This window comes from Rhodococcus sp. GXMU-t2271 (assembly GCF_041414735.1).
Classification (GTDB): domain Bacteria; phylum Actinomycetota; class Actinomycetes; order Mycobacteriales; family Mycobacteriaceae; genus Rhodococcus; species Rhodococcus indonesiensis.
This window is the reverse complement of sequence record NZ_JAUIZP010000026.1, coordinates 35,045-53,278: the sequence shown is the minus strand read 5'-3', so window position 1 is coordinate 53,278 and position 18,234 is coordinate 35,045. Positions and strand designations below refer to the sequence as shown.

Annotated in this window: 15 protein-coding genes; 7 read left to right on the top strand and 8 right to left on the bottom strand. The window is 70.7% G+C overall.

Annotation, left to right across the window (positions count from 1 at the left end; genetic code table 11):
- Nucleotides 1–41: 41 nt before the first annotated feature.
- Nucleotides 42–755: a transcriptional repressor LexA gene (lexA, locus tag QYS60_RS10025; protein ID WP_371383037.1), complete on the bottom strand. Its 714-nt coding sequence runs from the start codon at nt 753–755 to the stop codon at nt 42–44.
- 270 nt (nt 756–1,025) lie between these two features.
- On the opposite strand from lexA, the gene QYS60_RS10020 reads away from it, so the two are divergent.
- Together QYS60_RS10020 and nrdR are read left to right on the top strand one after the other, a co-directional pair.
- On the top strand, nt 1,026–1,544 hold the full coding sequence (locus tag QYS60_RS10020; protein ID WP_100246237.1) for a LysM peptidoglycan-binding domain-containing protein: 519 nt from the start codon (nt 1,026–1,028) through the stop codon (nt 1,542–1,544).
- Nucleotides 1,545–1,736: 192 nt separating this feature from the next.
- Nucleotides 1,737–2,210 carry a transcriptional regulator NrdR gene (gene nrdR, locus QYS60_RS10015; protein WP_003935610.1) on the top strand — a complete coding sequence of 158 codons (474 nt, stop codon included), beginning with the start codon at nt 1,737–1,739 and terminating at the stop codon, nt 2,208–2,210.
- A gap of 24 nt (nt 2,211–2,234) precedes the next feature.
- On the opposite strand, the gene hrpA is transcribed toward nrdR, so the two are convergent.
- Nucleotides 2,235–6,155: an ATP-dependent RNA helicase HrpA gene (gene hrpA, locus QYS60_RS10010; protein ID WP_371383036.1), complete on the bottom strand. Its 3,921-nt coding sequence runs from the start codon at nt 6,153–6,155 to the stop codon at nt 2,235–2,237.
- A 58-nt stretch (nt 6,156–6,213) separates the two neighbouring features.
- On the opposite strand from hrpA, the gene QYS60_RS10005 reads away from it, so the two are divergent.
- The gene (locus QYS60_RS10005) at nt 6,214–7,476 is read left to right on the top strand and encodes an aspartate aminotransferase family protein (protein ID WP_371383035.1); all 1,263 of its coding nucleotides are present in this window, start codon (nt 6,214–6,216) and stop codon (nt 7,474–7,476) included.
- Nucleotides 7,477–7,497: 21 nt separating this feature from the next.
- Here the strand turns inward: QYS60_RS10005 and QYS60_RS10000 are convergent, their stop codons facing one another.
- Nucleotides 7,498–7,761, bottom strand: coding sequence for a hypothetical protein (locus tag QYS60_RS10000; protein WP_371383034.1), 264 nt, complete (start codon nt 7,759–7,761; stop codon nt 7,498–7,500).
- A 112-nt stretch (nt 7,762–7,873) separates the two neighbouring features.
- Here QYS60_RS10000 and QYS60_RS09995 point away from each other — a divergent pair, with 112 nt between their 5' ends.
- Both QYS60_RS09995 and QYS60_RS09990 read left to right on the top strand, forming a co-directional pair.
- Nucleotides 7,874–8,527: a hypothetical protein gene (locus QYS60_RS09995; protein WP_371383033.1), complete on the top strand. Its 654-nt coding sequence runs from the start codon at nt 7,874–7,876 to the stop codon at nt 8,525–8,527.
- A gap of 93 nt (nt 8,528–8,620) precedes the next feature.
- Nucleotides 8,621–8,998: a VOC family protein gene (locus QYS60_RS09990; RefSeq protein WP_003935605.1), complete on the top strand. Its 378-nt coding sequence runs from the start codon at nt 8,621–8,623 to the stop codon at nt 8,996–8,998.
- A 76-nt stretch (nt 8,999–9,074) separates the two neighbouring features.
- On the opposite strand, the gene QYS60_RS09985 is transcribed toward QYS60_RS09990, so the two are convergent.
- The 5 genes from QYS60_RS09985 to QYS60_RS09965 form a co-directional block, all read right to left on the bottom strand.
- Nucleotides 9,075–9,827, bottom strand: coding sequence for a LysR family substrate-binding domain-containing protein (locus QYS60_RS09985; protein WP_371383032.1), 753 nt, complete (start codon nt 9,825–9,827; stop codon nt 9,075–9,077).
- A 4-nt stretch (nt 9,828–9,831) separates the two neighbouring features.
- Nucleotides 9,832–11,274, bottom strand: coding sequence for an amidohydrolase (locus tag QYS60_RS09980; protein WP_371383031.1), 1,443 nt, complete (start codon nt 11,272–11,274; stop codon nt 9,832–9,834).
- Nucleotides 11,275–11,277: 3 nt separating this feature from the next.
- Nucleotides 11,278–13,782 (bottom strand): RNA helicase, encoded by a 2,505-nt coding sequence (locus QYS60_RS09975; protein ID WP_289380377.1) that lies wholly within the window; start codon nt 13,780–13,782, stop codon nt 11,278–11,280.
- Nucleotides 13,783–13,874: 92 nt separating this feature from the next.
- Nucleotides 13,875–14,912: an alpha/beta fold hydrolase gene (locus QYS60_RS09970; RefSeq protein ID WP_003935601.1), complete on the bottom strand. Its 1,038-nt coding sequence runs from the start codon at nt 14,910–14,912 to the stop codon at nt 13,875–13,877.
- Nucleotides 14,913–15,094: 182 nt separating this feature from the next.
- Nucleotides 15,095–16,048 carry a proteasome assembly chaperone family protein gene (locus QYS60_RS09965; RefSeq protein ID WP_003935600.1) on the bottom strand — a complete coding sequence of 318 codons (954 nt, stop codon included), beginning with the start codon at nt 16,046–16,048 and terminating at the stop codon, nt 15,095–15,097.
- Between the two features lie 138 nt (nt 16,049–16,186).
- On the opposite strand from QYS60_RS09965, the gene QYS60_RS09960 reads away from it, so the two are divergent.
- Complete coding sequence (locus tag QYS60_RS09960; RefSeq protein WP_371383030.1) at nt 16,187–16,945, top strand: sensor domain-containing protein; 759 nt, start codon at nt 16,187–16,189, stop codon at nt 16,943–16,945.
- A 150-nt stretch (nt 16,946–17,095) separates the two neighbouring features.
- Nucleotides 17,096–18,229: a DUF4192 domain-containing protein gene (locus tag QYS60_RS09955; protein WP_371383029.1), complete on the top strand. Its 1,134-nt coding sequence runs from the start codon at nt 17,096–17,098 to the stop codon at nt 18,227–18,229.
- The last annotated feature ends 5 nt before the right edge of the window (nt 18,230–18,234 follow it).

The following is an 18,234-nucleotide window of genomic DNA, read 5'->3' as shown; positions in this document are numbered from 1 at the left end:
CGCGGGCCCCCGCCCGTGCATGTTCGGCGGAAGTGGCGAGGTCAGATCTTGCGGATCACGGTCACGACCTTGCCGAGGATCACCGCGTCGTTGCCCGGGATCGGTTCGAACATCGGGTTGTGCGGCATCAGCCACACGTCGTTGTGTACGCGCTTGAACGTCTTCACGGTCGCTTCGCCGTCGAGCATCGCGGCGACGATGTCCCCGTTGTCCGCGACGTTCTGCTGGCGCACCACGACCCAGTCGCCGTCACAGATGGCCGCGTCGACCATCGATTCGCCGACGACCTTGAGCAGGAACAGCGAACCCTGCCCCACCAGTTCTCTCGGGAGCGGGAACACGTCCTCGACGGACTCCTCCGCCAGGATCGGCCCGCCCGCGGCGATCCTGCCCAGCACGGGGACCATGGCAGCCGACGTGGGGGACCCGGCGGCGACGTCGACTCCGTCCACCGGCTGTCCCTGCGGCGCCGGCGGCTGCGAATCGTCGAGGCCGCGCACGTCCACCGCGCGGGGACGGTTCGGATCGCGCCGGAGGAAACCCTTGCGCTCGAGGGTGCGCAGCTGGTGCGCCACCGACGAGGTGGAATTGAGGCCCACCGCGTCGCCGATCTCGCGGATGCTCGGCGGGTAGCCGCGCTCGGTGACCGATTCGCGGATCACCTCGAGGACGCGGCGCTGGCGTTCCGTCAGGCCGACGGCCGGATCCGCGGTGGTCGTCCGGCTCCGCCCGGCCGGGGGATGGCCGTCCGTCATGTCGTGACCTCCGTGCGTCGTGGGTCGGATGTGCTGGATGTGATGGAACGAATCTAGCTCTCCGCGGCCCGGTTATCAAACATCTGTTCGACGTTTTCCGCCCGTTGTGCTGACTTTGCCGGCGCGACGTGGTACACATCGAACATACGTTCTTTCGAACACGTGATCGAACAAGAGTCGACCGAGCGATGACCGAAGTTCCGCCGCGGGTCCTGTCCCGCGGACATGTGACACGGACGAGTGACACGCACGAGTGACACGGAGGCCTCGATGAGGACATCAGCAGTGCGCCGGACCGAACGGAACGACCCGCAGTTCGACGACCCCGGGCCGCACGACACCGGCGGCGGGGCACGCCGTGCCGGGACGACGCATCTCGTGCGACGCCCGCACGAGGCGGCAGACCGCCGGCTCCCCGTCCGTCCGGACGCGGGGATCGTGGACTACCGGCGCGTTCCGGTCCGGGTCTCACGCGTTCCGCACCGGCCGGCCGAGGTCACGCGCACCCGCCCGGGCACCGTACTCGCGACGGCGCTGCTGACCGCGCTCGTGACTGCGGGACTGCTCGGCATCGCGCACCTGCGCACCAGCCAGGTCGCGGCCGGCGCCGCACGCACCGACGTCACCGTCGTCCAGGCGGGCGAGTCGCTCGGCGACGTCGCGGCCCGGGTGGCTCCGGGTGTGTCCCGGTCCGAGGCGATCGAGCGGATCCTCGACCTCAACGCCATGCCGGACGGCCGCCTCCGCACCGGCCAGACCCTGCTCGTCCCGGCGTCTGCGCCGCGGTGACGTGGCATGGGCGTGCAGGCACCGGGTTCGGCCGACGACCCGGGTATGCAGGTATTGTCGACTCTTGTCAGTGACACCACCTCGTGTGGTCGCGCCGAGAGCGATTCGCCTGCCGGTGGGTCCGGTCTCGGGAGGACGGCATCGGTTCCACGCCGACGTCGCGGCCAGCACGGCTACGACGAAGGAATCGACATGTACTGCCCGTATTGCCGGCACCCCGATTCCCGCGTCGTCGATTCCCGGGAGGCCGACGAGGGTGCTGCGATCCGGCGCCGGAGAGCATGCCCCCAGTGCGGCAGGCGGTTCACGACGGTCGAGACGGCGGTGCTGTCGGTCGTCAAGCGCAGCGGCGTCACCGAACCTTTCAGCCGGGAGAAGGTGGTGCGCGGCGTAGCTCGGGCCTGTCAGGGGCGAGACGTCGACAACGATGCCCTCAACCTCCTCGCCCAGCAGGTCGAGGACGCGGTGCGGGCCAAGGGGTCCCCGGAGATCCCGAGCAACGAGGTCGGTCTGGCCATCCTCGGACCCCTGCGCGACCTGGACGAGGTGGCGTACCTGCGATTCGCCTCCGTCTACCGGTCCTTCAGCTCTGCAGAGGATTTCGAGCGCGAGATCAAGGAGTTGCGCGAGCACCAGCACCGGCGCGAGACCGGGTCCGAGGACTGATCGCCCGGCGGGACACGGTGCCGCTCAGCGAATCGCCGCGACGGCCTTGAGGATCCGCTGCTCCGAAATCGGCCCACGGGTCCCGAGGTGCTGGGCGAACAGGCTGACCCGCAGCTCCTCGATCATCCACGAGATCGCCACCACATCGGGGGCGGTGGTCCGCTCCTGCGGCAGTCGTGCGAGCAGGCGGTCGTACTCGGCGTAGACCCGGTCCAGCACGTCCATGCCCTGCCGGTCGCGGTGCGCGCTCGCCGGCAGCGCTTCGAGCCGGTATGCCGCCGCGGCCAGATAGCGGGGCAGGTCGGCGAGCCGGGCACTGCCCAGCTCGGTGACGAATCCCTGGAAGAGTAGTGAGGCCAGCTGTTCCCGCACGTCCTCGGCAGCCTCGCCGCGCACCTTCTCGAGCAGTACTTCCACGTCGTGTGCACGCGCCAGGGCGGGCACGACGAGTTTCAGGAGCGCCGCGACCCGGTCCGGCAGCTGGGCCCGCACCACCTTCACCAACGCGGTGAACTCGTCGGGTGTGCGTACCGGCTTGCCGTGCCGGACGATCGACTCGTCCACCGCACAGGCCCGGCAGTCCTCGAGCAGATCCTCGAACGAGCCGTCGGGGTTGCGTCCGAGCGCCAGCCGCTCGCTGTTGCTCAGACCCGTCGCCGCAGCGCGCGCCTGCACGGGGACCGCCTCGAGGAGCAGTGCCCGCAACCCGGTGCGCATCGCGGCCTGCTGCGCCTGCGGGGTGCTGAGCACCCGGACCGCCACGCCACGATCCTCGGAGACCAGCGTCGGGTATCCCGTCACGCGCTGACCGGCCACCGTGCGTGTCACCGTGGGTTCGAGGGTGCCGAGGGTGTCGGCTGTCCAGACCAGTGCCGGCGCACGTTCGGTGCTCGACGCCGCCCGCGAAACCTCGGCCTCGACGCGGGTTTCCAGCCGTCTGCGCAGGTCGGTCAGGCTCTTGCTGCGCGCGAGAACCGACCCTCGTTCGTCGACGGCGGCGAACGTCATCCGCAGGTGGTCCGGCAGCGCGGCCGGGTCGAAGTCGCCCGGCTCGATCCGTGTCGCACCGAGCCGCGACAGCTCCCGGGCCATCGCGTTGACGAGGGGCTCGGATCGGGCCCGGACCGACGCGAGGGCCGCCGCGGCGAAGTCCGGTGCCGGAACCACTTGGCGGCGAAGATGCTTGGGGAGTGTCTTGATGAGGGCGGTGACGAGCTCGACGCGCATGCCGGGCACCGACCAGTCGAAGCCGACGGGCCGGACCCCGGCGAGCAGTGCCACGGGGATGCGGACGGTGACGCCGTCCTCTTCCGTGCCGGGCTCGAATTGGTAGGTGAGGGGGAACTGCAGATCGCCCTGCCGCCACGCGTCGGGGTAGTCGCCGCCGAGGACCGCGGCGGCGTCCTGGTTGACCACCGTGTCCGGGGTGAAGGTGAGCAGTTCGGGATTCTTCTGCCGCTCCTTCTTCCACCACGTGTCGAAGTGCCGCGCCGACACGACTTCCGGTCCGACGCGCTGGTCGTAGAAGTCGAACAGGGTCTCGTCGTCGACGAGGATGTCACGCCGGCGGGCCCGGTGCTCGAGCGCCTCGACGTCGTCCAGCAGCGCGCGGTTGGCATGGAAGAACTTGTGACGCGTCCGCCACTCGCCCTGCACGAGGGCGTGCCGGATGAACAGCTCGCGGGAGGCCTCTCTGTCGATCGCCCCGTACTGCACCGGCCGTTGCGCCACGAGGGGGATGCCGTAGAGCGTGACCCGCTCGTAGGCCATCGCCGCCTCGCGCTTGGTGGACCAGTGCGGTTCGGAATAGGTGCGTTTGACCAGGTGCGGCGCGAGCTTCTCGGCCCACTCGGGCTCGATGCGCGCCGCCGTCCGGGCCCACAGCCGCGACGTCTCGACGAGCTCGGCCGCCATCACCCAGCGCGGCGGCTTCCTGGCCAGCGACGAACCGGGGAAGATCCCGAACCGGGTTCCGCGCGCGCCGAGGAAGTCCCGCTTCTCGCCCTCGCGCAGGCCGACGTGCGAGAGCAGCCCCGCCAGCAGCGACTGGTGGATCGCGTCGGGCCCCACGTCCTGGTGCCGGGTCTCCCAGCCGAGGTTCAGGGTGATCTGACGGAGCTGGCCCTGCAGGTCCTGCCATTCCCGGATCCGCAGCCAGTGCAGGAACTCGTCGCGGCACATCTTGCGGAACCTGCTGGACGACAGCTCCTTCCGCTGCTGCTTGAGGTAGTCCCACAGTTGCAGGTAGGCGAGGAAGTCCGAGCCCTCCACGGCGAACCGGGCGTGCTTCTCGTCGGCCGCCTGCTGGAACTCGGCCGGGCGCTCGCGCACGTCCTGGATCGACAGGGCGGCGACGATGATCAGGACTTCGCGCAGGCATCCGTTGCGGTGCCCCTCCACGATCATCCGGGCCATGCGCGGATCGACCGGCAGCAGCGCGAGTTCGCGCCCGGTCCCGGTGAGCCGGGGCAGTTCGTCCTTCGCTGCCCGTTCGAGCGCCCCGAGTTCCTCGAGCAGCGCGATGCCGTCGCGGACGGCGCGCGGGTCGGGGGCTTCGACGAAGGGGAACGAGGCGATGTCCCCGAGTCCGAGCGCCGTCATCTGCAGCACGACCGAGGCGAGGTTGGTGCGCAGAATCTCCGGCTCGGTGAACTCGGGGCGGGCCTCGAAGTCCTCCTCCGAATACAGCCGGATACAGATGCCGTCGGCGACACGGCCGCAGCGTCCGGACCGCTGCCGCGCCGAGGCCTGCGAGATCTCCTCGATCGGCAGTCGCTGGACCTTGGTGCGCACCGAGTAGCGGGAGATTCGCGCGGTGCCGGGGTCGACGACGTAGCGGATGCCCGGCACGGTGAGCGAGGTCTCGGCGACGTTGGTGGACAACACCACTCGCCGGCCGGTATGCGGGGTGAACACCCGGTGCTGCTCGGCGGCCGACAGCCGTGCGTACAGGGGCAGGATCTCGGTGCCCCGGAGCTTGCGCTCGCGCAGGGCATCGGCGGTGTCACGGATCTCGCGTTCACCGGAGAGGAAGACGAGGACGTCCCCGTCGCCCTCGGCGGCGAGTTCCTCGACGGCCTCACAGACGGCGTCGACCGGGTCGCGGTCGACCAGTGTGTCGCCCACCTCGACCGTCAGGGGCCGGTAGCGGATCTCGACCGGATAGGTGCGGCCGGAGACTTCGACGATGGGCGCGGGCGTGCCGTCGGCCGCTGCGAAGTGGTTCGCGAACCGCTCGGGGTCGATCGTCGCCGAGGTGATGATCACCTTCAGGTCCGGTCGGCGGGGGAGCAGTTCCTTGAGGTAGCCGAGGATGAAGTCGATGTTGAGGCTGCGTTCGTGCGCCTCGTCGATGACGAGGGTGTCGTATCGGCGCAGCAGCCGATCGCGCTGGATCTCGGCGAGGAGGATGCCGTCGGTCATCAGCTTGATCAGGGTGGCGTCCGACACCTGATCGGTGAACCGGACGGTGTAGCCGACGGTGTCGCCGAGCTCGGAGTCGAGTTCCTCGGCGATGCGCTCGGCGACCGCGCGGGCGGCGATCCGGCGCGGCTGCGTGTGCCCGATCAGGCCGCGCACCCCGCGGCCCAGTTCGAGGCAGATCTTCGGGATCTGGGTGGTCTTGCCGGACCCGGTCTCCCCGGCGACGATGACGACCTGGTGGTCGCGGATCGCGGCGGCGATGTCGTCCTTGTGCTGCGAGACCGGGAGGTTCTCGGGGTAGGTGACGGTCGGCGCGGCGGCCACCCGAGCGGCGAGCCGCAGTCGGGCCTGCTCGATCTCGTCGGCGATCTTCGCCAGGTCCCCGGGCCGGCGGGTACGGTCGAGCCGCCGGCGAAGGCGATGCTCGTCGCGCAGCGACACGTGGTCGAGGGCCGCCTTCAGGTCACGGCGTGTCGGCCCGGGCGGGGTAGGGGAGCGCGGAGTCTCGCGTGAGGTGGACATGCTGGATGTACAGCCTAGCGAAGCGCGCGTTCTCGCTACGCGCCGCCCGGCGCATAGGATGGCGGTTTCATCGCCGTTCGTGGAACAGGAGCAGATCGTGGGCGCGTTGTGGCACGGGTTCGCAGACATGGGTGTCGTCGAGCGGGACGGTGCGTTCGTCGTCGCGCGCGGCGAAGGCGCCTACATCTGGGACCGAGCCGGCACCAGGTATCTCGATGCCACCGCCGGCCTCTGGTTCGCGAACGTCGGCCACGGCCGCTCCGAGATCGGTGACGCAGTGGCAGCGCAGCTGGCGAAGGTCGCGCACTACTCCAACTTCGGCGACCTCGCCGCGGAGCCGACCGTCGAACTGGCGGAACGGCTCGCCACGATCGCACCCGTACCCGGCAGCAAGATCTTCTTCACCTCGGGCGGTTCGGATTCGATCGACACGGCGGCCAAGCTGACGCGCCGCTACTGGCAGGAGATGGGACGGCCGGAGAAGACCCTCGTCGTCAGCCGGGAGAAGGCCTACCACGGCATGCACGTCGGGGGCACGTCCCTCGCCGGGATCCCGGTCAACGCCGAGGGGTACGGGAGCCTCTGGGACGACGCCGCCAAGGTGTCGTGGGACGACGCGAAGTCGCTGCTCGCCCTCATCGAACGGGTCGGCGCCGACCGGATCGCGGCGTTCTTCTGCGAGCCCGTCATCGGCGCGGGTGGTGTCTATCTGCCGCCGGAGGGCTATCTTGCCGAGGTCCGCGACATCTGCCGCGAGCACGACGTGCTCTTCGTGGTCGACGAGGTTGTCACCGGATTCGGCCGCATCGGCGGCTCGTGGTTCGCCTCCGACCGGTTCGGTCTGGAACCGGACCTGATGACCACAGCGAAGGGCCTCACCTCCGGGTACGTGCCGATGGGCGCGGTCTTCGTGGCCCCGAAGGTCGCCGAACCGTTCTTCGCCGGCGGGGTGTGGTGGCGACACGGCTACACCTACGGCGGGCATGCCGGTGCCGCGGCGGCGGCCCTGGCGAACCTGGATATCCTCGAGCGCGAGAACCTGCTCGCCGAGTCGGCGCGACTGGAGCGGACCCTGCACGAGAAGCTGTCCCCGCTGGCCGAGCACCCGCGCGTCGCGGAGGTCCGCAGCGGACTCGGTGCCGTGGCCGCAGTGCAGCTCGCCGACGCGTCCGAGGCGCTGCAGTTCGTGAAGACGCTTCGGCAGCACGGGATTTCGAGCCGTGCGGCGGGGCAGGGTGCGCTGCAGATCTCGCCGTCCTTCGTGATGACGGACGAGCAGGTGCAGGACCTCTCGGACGGGTTCGCCTCCGCCCTGGGGTGATCGGTGGCCGACGTGGCCGCCTCAGCGACGGACCCGGATCCGTCGGAGCCCGGTGCGGATCCGCGTGCACAGTCCCGTCGTCACCTCGTCCAGGGGCACCGCGCTCTGCGTGTCGTGCGCGGCGGCGACGCGGGCGTAGCGGTCGTGCAGTTTCGTGCGTACCTCGTCGGCGGTGTACGCACGCCGCCTGCGCTCGTCGCGCATGACGACTGCGCCCGTCGCGGCGACGCCGACTGCACCGGCCAGGCCGACGAGCTTCCACCACTGCCTGCCCTTCAATGCCATGCGCGCGAGCCTAGACCGCGCGAGATCGGGCACTCGCTGCACGGGTCTCTCCGTCCCGCCGGCGCGCAACGGACGGTGAGCCACGACGGTTCCACATGAGAGGCTGTCGCACATGCCGCAGCCGAGCCCGCCGAAGTCCAGGATCACCCTCGACGAGGCGGTGGCGCTGACCCGCACCGGCGACCTGTGGATCTTCCGCGGCACCAGCAATGCCGACCGGGCGATCCAGACGCTGACCAACGCCCCCGTCAACCACGTCGGCATGGCCGTGGTGCTCGACGACCTGCCACCACTGATGTGGCACGCCGAGCTGGGCAGGAGCCTGCCGGACATGTGGACCGGCCGGCACCACCGCGGTGTGCAACTGCACGACCTGCGCGCGGCGGTCCAGGTGTGGAGCGCCCGGTACGGCCAGCGTGGCTGGCTGCGCCAGCTCGACGTCGAGGTGACGCCGGCGCAGGAGGACCAGTTGCTGCGCACCGTAGCCCGGCTCGACGGCACGCCGTTCCCGTCGACGGGCCGGCTGGCCGGGCGCTGGTTCGCGGGCCGGCTGCCGTGGCGCACACGTCCGGATGCGAGTCTCGAGCGCGCGTACTGCGCCGAGGTGGTGGGCGCGACCCTCGAGGCGATGGGCCTGCTCGAGCAGCGCGGACGCGGCAGCAATTGGTACGATCCCGGACGGTTCTGGAGCGGAGACCGGCTTCCGGCCGCTCCCGGCGTCTCGTGGGGGCGTGAGATCGAGGTCGTGCTTCCCGGGAACGGGTGAGGGGCGCACGCTCTGGGGCGCCGCCGGGAGCCTGCGCCGCCGAATCGCCCCGTTCCCCGGCCTCGCACGGTGACTTCGCGGGATCATGAGCCCATGTCACGTCCCGCCATCGCACTGCAGGTCTACGTCCTCGACACCCCGGATCCGTCCGGGCTGGCCTCGTTCTATTCCGCGCTGCTCGGCTGGGACATCGACGACGCCGCCACCGACGACGACTGGGTCCAGTTGCGTGCCCCGGCCGGCGGAGGCCTGGCGTTCCAGCTGGCACCCGGATTCACCCCGTCCACGTGGCCGGACGGCAGGGTGGGGTTGCAGGCGCACCTGGACCTCGAGGTCGACGACCTCGAGGCCGCGGAGGCGTGGGCCCTGCGGCACGGCGCGACCCGCGTCCCGGGTCCCAACCCCAGCCCTACCTTCCGCACCTACCGTGATCCGTCCGGTCACGTGTTCTGCCTCGTGCGTTCGGGGTGAGCGGACGCACGCCGGGGCCCTGCGCGGGGCGTCCCGCGGTCTCCCCGCACCGCGACCGGTCACCCCGCCGGATCCGCTATCGGCGCCGCCGCGCACGTCCGGCGCTCTTCGGGCGTCCCGCATTGCCGCGGCGGGTCTTCGGCTTCTTGTCGCCGACGACCTTCTTCGGTTGCGAACCCTGGCGTTCCCCGCGCCGCTTCTGCTTCGGCTGGGACTCGTCCTGCCGGCCCCGCGAGCTGTTGGCGGTGCGACCCCGCACGATCCCGACGAACTCCTCGACCAGCTCGGTGGTCCGCTCCGACAGCCACACCAGTCCCACCTGCGACTGCGGGGCATCGGTCACCGGCCGATACGTCAGATCCCTGCGGTGGTACAGCCGCGCCAACGACTGCGGCACGACCAGCACCCCCACCTCCGAGGCGACGTACGATACGGCCGTCTCCGTCGTAGGCGGTCGCTCGAACGCCTCCTGTCCCGGCAGGTGCGCCCAGTCCAGCACGTCGTCGCGCGGATGCAGCACCGTTTCCTCTGCGAGATCCGCGACGTCCAGTTCCTCGACTGCCGCGACCGCATGCTCTTCGGGCACGACCACCACCGACGTCTCGGTGTACAGATTGATCACCGATAGTCCCTCGCGAGGCAGCGGCAGCCGCAGCACCGCGGCGTCGACCGTGCCGTCGCGCACCGCGCTCTCGCCGGCGGCGGCCGCCACCGGTACCAGTTCCAGGGGGACGTCGGGTATCCGTTCCGCCCACACCCGCGCCCATTTCCCGGGGGTGACGCCGGGGACGTAGCCCAGCCGGAACGCCGGGGCGGACATCTCGCTCACCCGCTCAGGCTAGCGGCCCGTGCGTCCAGCGGCCGCCGAGCATCGTGCCCCACACCGCCGTCGCGGCCAGCTCCGCGCCGGAGCGCGGCAGCGTGTCCGTGTCGAGCACCACCAGATCGGCGACGTCGCCGACGGTGACGCGGGTCCGGCCGCCGGTGGACGCTGCCAGCGCGACCTGCAGTTCCAATTCCTGTTCGCGGTGCCAGACCCGGCCGTCGGGCAGGGTGCGGTCGATCGCGGCGGCCAGCGTCCGCCACGGATCGAGCGGCGCGACCGGTGCGTCGGAGCCGAGGACGAGGCGCGCGCCCGCCGCGTGGAGCGTGGCGTACGGGAACGAGCGGTGCGTCCGGCCGGGCCAGTACCGCTCGGCCAGGTCCACGTCGTCGTACACGTGTGCCGGCTGGATGCTCGCCGCGATACCGGACCGCGCGAAGCGGGGGACGTCGCGTTCGGCCACGAGCTGGGCGTGTTCCACGCTGCCGTGTGCCCCGGTGGCGGCGAACGCGTCGAGCACGTGCTCGCACGCGTGGTCGCCGATCGCGTGGACAGCGCTCTCGAACCCGTGGTCGTGGGCGTGGCGCATCAGCGGCTGCAGTTGTTCCGGGGGCACCGACAGCACCCCGCGCTCTCCGTCGGGATACGGCTCGTGGCAGTAGGCGGTGCGAGTGCCCAGCGATCCGTCGACGATCACCTTCACGGGACCGACCGTCGCCAGACCTGCCGTGCCAGGTACCGCGTCGCCGGTACGCATTCCCGCCGCGATCGCAGCGCCGAGCCACCGCGGCCAGATGCCGCACCGGACCCGCAGATACCGCGTCCCGGCGCCGATGCGGCGTGTCCATGCGGCGAGATTGTCGGCGATCTCGAAGTCGACGACGCCGACGACACCGCGGGCCGCGGCCGCCCGGGCCGCGGCGTCCACGAGGCGGTCGCGCACCTCGGGGTCCACGCGCTGGATGTCGTTCATCAGCGGCATGAACTCGCTCTCGCGTAGCACACCCGTGGGGTGTGGATGCAGCGAGAAGTGTTGTAGCGCAAAAGTATTGAACCAAGCGCAGTGTAGGTCCGCGCTCAGTGCGACAACCGGCCGGCCGGGGGCGATCGCGTCGAGCGCCGCCGCGGTGGGTGCATCCGGCCACAGCCCGTCGCGGAATCCGCGGGCGACCAGGACGGGAGTGGAGTCGACGGCCAGCCGGGCGGCCACCAGCGCGACCGCGTGCGCGGCCGACGTCGCGCCCGACAGGTCGAGCGCGGCCTGCGCGAGGGCCCACTGGTCGAAGTGCACGTGCGCGTCCCACAGCCCCGGCAGCACGAGTCGCCCCTCGACGTCGACGATCTCGGCGCCGCCCGTGGGATCCGCGTCGATGCGGTCGCCGCTGATCGGCAGGTCGACCGGGTCGGCGCCGGGGGCCGTGCGGGCATTGCGCAGGACCAGAGGCGGCGGCACAGCTCAGCCCTCGACGATCTCGAACTCGTCGAACACGACCTCGCCGGCCGCATCGGATTCGGCGAGGTTCACCTCGCCGAGCAGCGCCCAGCCGTGGTCGCCCTCGGGGTCGGCCAGGGTCTGCCGGACCCGCCACAGGTCCTTCTCCTCGACGACGGTGAACAGCTGCGGGCCCCGCGCGTCGGGACCGGTGCCGATCTCGTCGTACTCCTCGAAGTACAGTTCGAGCAGATCGGCCCAGTCCTGCGCTTCGAGCCCGTCACCGAGGTCGGCGAGGGCGTCCCAGCGTCGGCGCGACGCCAGTTCCACCCGCTTGAACATCGCATTGCGCACCATCACCTTGAACGCCCGTGGGTTCGCCGAGATCGGTTTGGGCACATCCGCGCCGAAGGCCACCTGCTGGTCGTCGGATTCGATGCCCGGGTTGGTCAGCGACTCCCACTCGTCGAGCAGGCTCGAATCGACCTGGCGGATCAGCTCGCCCAGCCACTCGGTGAGGTCTTCGAGTTCCTCGGTGCGGGCCGCGTCGGGAACCGTCTGACGCAGGGCCCGGTAGGCGTCCGCGAGGTAGCGCAGCACCAGCCCCTCCGAGCGCGCCAGCCCGTAGTGGCCGACCAGTTCGGCGAACGTCATGGTGTGCTCGACCATGTCCCGCACGACCGACTTGGGGGACAGGGGGAACTCCGAGACCCACGGGTGCCCCGCGCGGTACGTCTCGAAGGCCGGCTCGAGCAGATCCGCGAGCGGCTTCGGCCAGGTGATCTCCTCGAGGAGCTCCATCCGCTCCTCGTATTCGATGCCGTCGGCCTTCATCTGCTGCACGGCCTCACCCCGGGCGGCGTGCTGCTGGGCCATGAGGATCTGCCGCGGATCGTCGAGCGTGGACTCGATCACGGACACCACGTCCAGCGCATAGGTGGGGGAGTCGATGTCGAGCAGTTCGATCGCGGCGAGCGCGAACGGTGACAGCGGCTGGTTCAGCGCGAAGTCGCGCTGCAGGTCCACCGTCAGGCGCGCCGTCCGGCCGAACTCGTCGGGCTCGTCGAGCTGCTGCACCACGCCGGCCTGCACGAGCCCCCGATACAGCGAGATGGCCTTGAGGATGTGCCGGCGCTGGGCCGCGCGTGTTTCGTGATTGTCCTCGAGCAGATGACGCATCGCCGCGAAGCAGCTGCCCGGCCGGGCGATGACGTTCAGCAGCATGGAATTGCTCACGGAGAAGCGGGACGTGAGCGGCTCGGGCGAGGCGGCGACGAGCTTGTCGAACGTCCCCTCGCCCCACGAGACGAACCCCTCGGGCGGCTTCTTGCGCTGCACCTTGCGGCGCTTCTTCGGGTCGTCACCGGCCTTGGCGAGGGCCCGCACGTTCTCGATCTCGTGCTCGGGGGCCTGCACCACGACGGTGCCCATCGTGTCGAACCCGGCGCGGCCGGCGCGACCGGCGATCTGATGGAACTCGCGGGCCTTGAGCTGCCGGGTCCGGGTGCCGTCGAATTTCGTCAGGCCCGTGAGCAACACCGTGCGGATGGGCACGTTGATGCCCACGCCCAGCGTGTCGGTGCCGCAGATGACCTTCAGCAGGCCGTCCTGGGCCAGCCGCTCGACGAGTCGCCGGTACTTCGGCAGCATCCCGGCGTGGTGCACGCCGATACCGTGGCGCACCAACCGTGAGAGCGTCCTGCCGAAGCCGGTGGAGAACCGGAACGCGCCGATCGCCTCGGCGATCGCATCCTTCTCCTCGCGGGAGCACATGCTGACGCTGGTCAGGGCCTGCGCTCGTTCCAGGGCGGCGGCCTGGGTGAAGTGGACGACGTAGACAGGGGCCTGGTGGGTGGTGACCAGTTCCTCGATCTCCTCGCCGATCGGCTTCTGGGAATAGGTGAACGACAGCGGCACCGGCCGCTCGGAGCCGGACACCTCGGTGGTGGGGCGGCCGGTGCGGCGGGTCAGGTCCTTCTGCAGGAAGGTGACGTCACCGAGGGTCGCCGACATCAACAGGAACTGCGCACGGGGCAGTTCGACGAGGGGCACCTGCCAGGCCCATCCGCGGTCCGGCTCGGAGTAGAAGTGGAACTCGTCCATCACCACCTGGCCGATGTCCGAGTCGGCGCCCTCGCGCAGCGCCAGATTGGCGACGATCTCGGCGGTGGCGCAGATGATCGGGGCACCGGGGTTCACCGAGGCGTCACCGGTCATCATCCCGACCCGATCGGCGCCGAACACCTCGCACAGCGCGAAGAACTTCTCGCTGACGAGTGCCTTGATCGGAGCCGTGTAGAACGTGCGCTTCCCGGTGGCCAGGGCGAAGAAGTGCGCACCGAGTGCGACCATCGACTTGCCCGAGCCGGTCGGCGTCGCCAGGATGACGTTCGACCCGGAGACCAGTTCGAGCAGCGCCTCCTCCTGTGCCGGGTACAGCGAGAGGCCGCGCCCGGTCGTGAAGGCGGTGAAGGCGTCGAACAACGAGTCCTCGTCGACGATGTCGGGGATCAGTTCCGGAAGCAGCACCGCTCCAGGCTAGTTGTTGCCGGCGGGACCGCGCCGACGCGCCGGACGACGGCGCTCGTCCGGTCGGCCGGTCGCGCGGGTGAGCGGGGCGCTCAGGTGGCGCTGCGTTCGTCGGCGCCCATTGCACCGAGCACAGCCTGCCGGGTGGCCGGACTGCCGGTGATCTGGTTCTCGCTGACGCCGTTGATCAGCAACTCACGCCAGCGTTGCTCGTCGAACACGAGAGGCGCGGTCGAGTCGAGGAATTCCTCGACGACCCGCAGGAACCGGATGGGATCGTCGCGGAACGGGAAGTGACCGGCGCCGCGGAAGATGTCGAGCCGGGAATTCGGCATCGCCGAATGTGCCAGGTAACCGTGGCTCACCGGGATCACGCTGTCGTGATCTCCCCAGATCAACTGCACGGGCAGGTTCTCGGTCAGGTAACAGCGGTCGAGCATCGTCACCACCTGGCCGCGCCAGTCCACGACGGCCCGTAGTGTGCGCAGGAACGCCTCGTAGGCGGTCGGATCGGGCAGGCCGCTCAGGACGCGGATCAGATCCGACGTGTCGTGCAGGAAGACACCGGGACGCAGCGGCGTGTCGTGCAACTGCCCCAGCAGGTCGCCGGCGACGCGTACCGCCGGCATCGCGCCGGGCAGCCGCAGCAGCTTGAGGACCTCGCTCAGGCCTGGCATGGACAGCAGGCGGAGGGCAGGGTGGACGTCCTTGGTGACGCCGCCCGAGGAGACGAGGATCAGCCGGTCCACCATCTGCGGGAACTGGTACGCGAACTGCATCGCGACGCCGCCGCCGAGGGAGTGCCCGACCACCGTGACGTGCTCGATGCCCAGCACCGACAGCAGATCTCGCACACCGTTGGCGTATGCGGCGACCGAATAGTCGGCGCGGGGCTTGTCGGAGCGTCCGTGGCCGAGCAGGTCGGGGGCGATGACCGTGTACTTGCGGGCGAGATGCGGAATGACCTCCTGCCAGGTCGAGGAGTTGTCGCCGATCCCGTGGATCAGCAGCAGGGCGGGCCCCTCACCGGCGAGCCGGAACGCGCGGCGGTAGCCGTGGATGGTCCGGAAGACCACCCGCGTCTCCGCATCCGGTACCGGCCGGAGCGTACGTGTGCGTGATGAACCCATGTGCGTCTCCTGACCGCCGGATCCTCGTCGACCTGTGGTGTTCGAGGCGCCGGACCGTCACCGGCCCGACCCTTCAGCTCAACTCGTCGAACCGAGCGTACTGACTGTATGTGACCTGCACAACGCGAAGGGTAACGAGAGAGTAATGATCCGGGGTCGGACCGGCGGCGATTCGAACCCGGTCAGGCGGGCGGTTCCGCCTCGCCCGGCCCGTTTCCGCCGCGATCGTCGTACTCGGCGAGGAAACGTTCGAACTCGGCGCCGATCTCCTCGCCGGTCGGCAGATTCTCGTCCGTCGGCAGCTGGGCGGCCTGCTGCTCCTGCGCGGCGACATAGCTGTCGTACTGCCGCTCGAGTCCCCGGACCACCGCCTGCACTTCCTCGTTCTGGGCGATGTGCTCGTCGATCTGCTCGCGCACCCGTGCGGCGGCTTCGCCGAGCGCGGCCAGGGGCAGCGCGAGCCCCCCGGCTTCGGCGACGTTCTCGAGCAGCGTCTCGGCGGCACCCGGGTAGTCGGTCTGGGCCAGATAGTGCGGCACGTGGACCGAGAACCCCACCGACTCGTGCCCGTGCTGAGCCATCCGCAACTCGAGCAGGGACGACACCCCCGCCGGCACCTGCAGTTCGCCGGTCCAGCGGTGGTGATCGGCGATCAGGTCCTTGTTCGTCGAGTGCGCGGTCACGCCCAGTGGGCGGGTGTGGGGGATCGCCATCGGGATCGCGCTGATCCCGATCGTGCGCCGGACGCCGAACTGCTCGGCCAGCAGGCGCACCGCCGTGATGAACCGCTCCCATTTCAGGTCGGGCTCCGCGCCGGCGAGCAGCAGGAAGGGAGTACCGGCGGTGTCGATCAGGGCGTACAGGTTGAGTTCCGGGGCGGCGTAATCCGAGAAGTGATCGGCCTTGAACGTCATGGTCGGGCGCCGGGACCGGTAGTCGATCAGCTCGTCCACGGCGAACGACGCCACGAGCTCGCTTTCGAGGCTCTCACGCAGGTGTGTGGTGGCGAGCCGTACCGCATGCCCCGCGTCGGCGAACCCTTCGAGGCCGTGCACCAGGACCGGGCCCTCGCCGTCCGCAGACGTCAGCCGGGGAGCAGGGAACTCGAGCTCGTACATGCGGGACTGGTCGTCCATGCGAACATCCTCCGTTCGATCCGGGGCGCCGTGGTACCGCCGGGTCACCGGCGTGGCATGGTGGAGTTCGAGTCTAGTTGAACTGATGACCAGCCTCCGCCGGGGCGCGACCCGGCGGAACGCGACAGCGGAGGTCCGGTGGCACCCCACAGCGCAGGAGACGACGTCCGGCCGCCGCGCCGCCCCCCGACCCTCGGGCGCCGGCTGGGCGCCGCCGCGTTCGGCGCAGCGCTGTTGCTCGCGGCCGGGTGCTCGTCGACCGTCGGCGGGACACCCCAGCCCGAGCCGGCCGCGCTGGCCACCACGGGCGACGCCGCCACCGCGAGTCGGCCCCTCGCCGAACTACTGCTGCCCCCCGAGGAGTTCCCCGAGCCGTACGACGCCGTGGTACTTCCGCCGCAGGCGGTCGCCCAGGCCGCTCCCGATCTCACGGGGGTGCCGGAGGGTGCCAAGGTGGATCCGCCGGGATGTCTGCCACCACCGCAGAACTTCGGCCCGGACGGGACCGCGATGGTGGTCGGCACGGACAACGACAGCCGGGCCACGATCTCGGTGGAACTCGTCGCCGTCACCGACCAGCTGGCCGCCTACCGCGAGCGTCTCGCCGAATGCCCGGTCGTGGCGGCGACCCGCCGGGGCGTCACCGCCACGGTGACCACCACGATCGACCCGTCGGCACCCCCGGCGGCCCCGGGGGTCGAGACCTTCGCATTCACCCGGACCGTTCGGTCGGGGGAGGGCCGGGAGGTGGTCACCCAGTCGATGACCAGCCGCATCGCCCAGATCGGCGACGTGCGGGTACTGGTGACCTACATGTCCTTCGGTGCCGGGCCCGCCGACACCGACGGCCTCACCCAGGTCTTCGATGCGAGCGTGGAGCGCGTGCGCGCCGCGTGAGCGCAGCACGCTACCAGTGCCCACCGACACCGGGTGGTGTGGACTCCCGCAACCGCCGGAGTTGTCCACAAGCGGAGGGCTCGTCCCCAGATTCGGCGAATCCGGGGCTCACGGTCCCCGGCGGCGCCGACCGTCGGGGACAGTCGGGCCATGACCACATCGACTTCCTCGTCCCGGCCGCTGCGACTCACCGATCCGGGCGATCTGATCGCCGCCGTCCCGGCGATGCTCGGCTTCCTTCCTGCCCGGTCGCTGATCGTGCTCAGTCTCGCGTCCGACGCCGGCGGCGGATGCGACGGCGTCCGGTCCGCGGCCGTCGGCGCCGTCATGCGCCACGACCTGATCCTGCCTCCCGGCGAGGACGATCCGGTGCCGGCCGCGATGCGTGACGTCTTCGAGCGATTCGGTGCGCTCTGCGACCGGGAGGGTGCCGACGCCGTGCTCGTCGTCCTGGTCGACGACCGCCTCGACCATCCGGACGCCCCCGCCGTCGCCGCAGCCTGCCGGCTGCTCGACGACTTCGCCGTCCGTCTCGATCGTCACGGGATCCGTATCGCCGGCGCACACGCCGTCTCCGAAGTCGCCTGCGGCAGGACATGGTTCGCGCTCGTCGGCGGCGTGCGCGGGACGGTGCCGGACCCACAGGCCTCACCCGTCGCCGCCGCGCGCGTCTTCGAGGGCGGAGCCATCCGACGGTCCCGCGCCGAACTCGCCGACCTGCTGGCCCCCGTGCCGATGCCCGGACGGATGCAGGTCGCCGACCACATCGACGAGGCGATCGACACCCGAGACCTCGCCTACGAACTCGCCGTCCGCGCCGGCGGCCGCGATCGCGCCGACCGACAGGAACTCGAGGCCGTCCTGAGCCACATCGTCCGGCACGGCGACGGCGCGGAGCTGCTCGCCCCCGAACTCGCCGAACTGGCAGTCCTGCTGTCCAATTCGACCGTGCGAGACGCCGTGATGGCCCTCGCGACGGGCGCCGAGGCCGACACCGCCGAACGATTGTGGATCGCGCTCACCCGGCGTCTTCCGGATCCGGAACGAGCCGAGGCCGCCGCCCTCGTCGGCTACAGCGCATACGTACGCGGCGACGGACCGCTCGCCGGGGTCGCGCTGGGTGTGGCACTCGAATCGAACCCGCGGCACCGGCTCGCCGACCTTCTCGACCAAGCCCTGCAGGCCGGGTTGCGGCCGCACACCGTGCGCGGCCTCGCCGACACCGGCTACGAGATCGCCGCGCGACTCGGGGTGCGAATGCCCCCGCCGGAGCCCGCCGCGTGACCTCG

Excerpts from the sequence above, each read along its gene's own strand:
- lexA (WP_371383037.1), bottom strand. The coding sequence starts at position 755 with ATGACGGACGGCCATCCCCCGGCCGGGCGGAGCCGGACGACCACCGCG.
- QYS60_RS10020 (WP_100246237.1), top strand. The coding sequence starts at position 1,026 with ATGAGGACATCAGCAGTGCGCCGGACCGAACGGAACGACCCGCAGTTC.
- nrdR (WP_003935610.1), top strand. The coding sequence starts at position 1,737 with ATGTACTGCCCGTATTGCCGGCACCCCGATTCCCGCGTCGTCGATTCC.
- hrpA (WP_371383036.1), bottom strand. The coding sequence starts at position 6,155 with ATGTCCACCTCACGCGAGACTCCGCGCTCCCCTACCCCGCCCGGGCCG.
- QYS60_RS10005 (WP_371383035.1), top strand. The coding sequence starts at position 6,214 with ATGGCGGTTTCATCGCCGTTCGTGGAACAGGAGCAGATCGTGGGCGCG.
- QYS60_RS10000 (WP_371383034.1), bottom strand. The coding sequence starts at position 7,761 with ATGGCATTGAAGGGCAGGCAGTGGTGGAAGCTCGTCGGCCTGGCCGGT.
- QYS60_RS09995 (WP_371383033.1), top strand. The coding sequence starts at position 7,874 with ATGCCGCAGCCGAGCCCGCCGAAGTCCAGGATCACCCTCGACGAGGCG.
- QYS60_RS09990 (WP_003935605.1), top strand. The coding sequence starts at position 8,621 with ATGTCACGTCCCGCCATCGCACTGCAGGTCTACGTCCTCGACACCCCG.
- QYS60_RS09970 (WP_003935601.1), bottom strand. The coding sequence starts at position 14,912 with ATGGGTTCATCACGCACACGTACGCTCCGGCCGGTACCGGATGCGGAG.
- QYS60_RS09965 (WP_003935600.1), bottom strand. The coding sequence starts at position 16,048 with ATGGACGACCAGTCCCGCATGTACGAGCTCGAGTTCCCTGCTCCCCGG.
- QYS60_RS09955 (WP_371383029.1), top strand. The coding sequence starts at position 17,096 with ATGACCACATCGACTTCCTCGTCCCGGCCGCTGCGACTCACCGATCCG.